We start from the raw sequence: 915 nt of genomic DNA, 5'->3' as shown, positions 1-915 counted from the left end.
AATTCCTTTATATCATCCATTGTAATTCCGTATCCAAATAAATGAAGAAGGGAATATTCAAGCATTGAACCATGTCCAGCTGATAATACAAATCTATCTCTGTTATCCCACTTTGGGTCTTTTCCATTGTGTTTCATCTTTGTCCATAAAGTATATGCCATAGAAGCACATCCAAGAGGTAAACCTGGATGTCCTGATTTAGCTTTTTCTATAGCTTCTGCAGAAATTACTCTTATCGCTTTTATAGCTAAAGCATCTAATTCTTTACTCATTTACAGCACCTCACAAATTTTATTTTCCAAAAGTATTTGCCCAGTCTTTTTTGAATTTTTCAATTCCTTGTTCTGTTAATGGGTGGTTAACCATTTGCTTTATGACTTTAAATGGTATTGTTGCAATGTCTGCACCAGCTTTAGCTGCATCTATAACGTGAAGAGGTCCTCTTATGCTTGCAGCAATTATTTCTGTTTCTGTTCCATATATATCAAATATTTCAGCAATGTCACGTACAAGTGTCATTCCTTCAGTTCCAATATCATCTAATCTTCCAAGGAATGGACTTACATAAGTTGCACCTGCATTAGCTGCTAAAAGTGCCTGCCCTGCAGAAAATATTAAAGTTACGTTTGTTTTTATTCCTTCTTTTGAAAGAACTTTAACGGCTTTAAGTCCTGCCTCAGTCATAGGTATTTTAACAACCATGTTAGGATGGATGGCAGCTATTTCTCTTCCTTCTTCTATCATCTTTTTTGCATCTTCACTGTTTTCAGTGTTAACTTCTCCACTGATTGGTCCATCTACTATTTCTGCTATTTCAGCAACAGTCTTCTTAAAATCTCTTCCTTCTTTTGCAATTAATGATGGGTTGGTTGTAACACCACAAATTACGCCCATATCATTAGCTTCTTTGATTTC

Annotated in this window: 1 protein-coding gene and 1 pseudogene; both read right to left on the bottom strand. The window is 35.3% G+C overall.

The window, feature by feature from the left end:
• Positions 1 to 272: pseudogene (locus ACJDT4_RS23290) on the bottom strand (transketolase); the annotation flags it as partial.
• Positions 273 to 291: 19 nt separating this feature from the next.
• Positions 292 to 915 (bottom strand): fructose-6-phosphate aldolase (gene fsa, locus ACJDT4_RS23285; RefSeq protein ID WP_406790016.1); only part of this gene is annotated, 624 nt, incomplete at its 5' end.

This window comes from Clostridium neuense, assembly GCF_045310695.1.
GTDB lineage: Bacteria > Bacillota > Clostridia > Clostridiales > Clostridiaceae > Clostridium_S > Clostridium_S neuense.
This window is presented reverse-complemented; position numbering and strand designations above follow the sequence as displayed.